Annotated in this window: 1 protein-coding gene; it reads left to right on the top strand. The window is 53.3% G+C overall.

Annotation, left to right across the window (positions count from 1 at the left end):
- Window positions 1–1,043, top strand: a protein-coding gene (locus FBY10_RS31415) for an IS3 family transposase (RefSeq protein ID WP_145338894.1) whose coding sequence is annotated in 2 segments (ribosomal slippage) — window positions 1–112 and window positions 112–1,043 — 1,044 coding nt annotated over the 2 segments. Because the reading frame shifts where the segments join, the coding sequence is not laid out codon by codon here. This gene is flagged as partial in the annotation.

Raw genomic sequence — 1,043 nt, 5'->3', positions numbered from 1 at the left:
ATAAAGCGCTACAGCAAACCTCAAGAAGAACGGCAGCACGATGATGATCAGCACGCTGAGCTACGTCGTCTGCGAGCGGAACTCAAGCGCGTCACTGAAGAGCGAGACATATTAAAAAAGGCCGCCGCGTACTTTGCCAAGGAGTGCGGCTGAAGTACGCCTTTATCAAGCAGCGCGCGGGCGACTATTCGATTCGACGGCTTTGCCTGACGCTGAAAGTCCATCCCAGCGGTTATTACGCCTGGCTGTCTGAGCCGCAATCTGTACGCGCCAAAGACGACCAGCGACTGCTGGGTTTGATCAAGCATTCCTGGCTGGAGAGCGGCGGCGTTTATGGCTATCGCAAAATCCACGACGATCTGCGCGAGGTCGGTGAGGATTGTGGTCGTCATCGTGTGGCGAGGCTGATGCGTCTTGAAGGTCTGCGTTCTCAGACAGGTTATCGACGCCGCCCTGGAAAGTACGGCGGTAAGCCGGCGGTCGTCTCACCCAATTTGCTGAAGCGCCAGTTCGATGTCGTGGAACCCAACAAGGTTTGGGTAACCGACATCACGTACATTCGTACGTATGAAGGCTGGTTGTATTTGGCGGTGGTACTGGATCTGTTTTCTCGGCAGGTCGTTGGCTGGTCAATGAAGTCGCAGATGACCAGTGATTTGGCTATTGATGCGTTGTTGATGGCGGTTTGGAGGCGTAAACCGAAGCAAGAGGTGATGGTTCATTCCGATCAAGGCAGCCAGTACAGCAGCTCCGATTGGCGCAGCTTTTTGAAGGCAAACAATTTGGTTGCCAGCATGAGTCGCCGAGGCAACTGTCATGACAACGCCGTGGCCGAGAGTTTTTTCCAGCTTCTGAAACGGGAACGGATCAAGCGAAAAATCTACACCACGCGGGAAGATGCTCGGAGTGATGTGTTCGATTACATCGAGATGTTCTACAACGTAAAACGCCGCCATGGTTTCAACAATCAGCTGTCACCGGTAGAGTTTGAAAAGCGTTACGCAATGAGCTTGCAAGGTGTCTACAGAATCCGGGGCGATTCA

This window comes from Pseudomonas sp. SJZ103, from assembly GCF_007828335.1.
Taxonomy (GTDB): Bacteria; Pseudomonadota; Gammaproteobacteria; order Pseudomonadales; family Pseudomonadaceae; genus Aquipseudomonas.
Note: the sequence above shows the minus strand (reverse complement) of the source record. Positions and strands in the feature narration are given on the sequence as shown.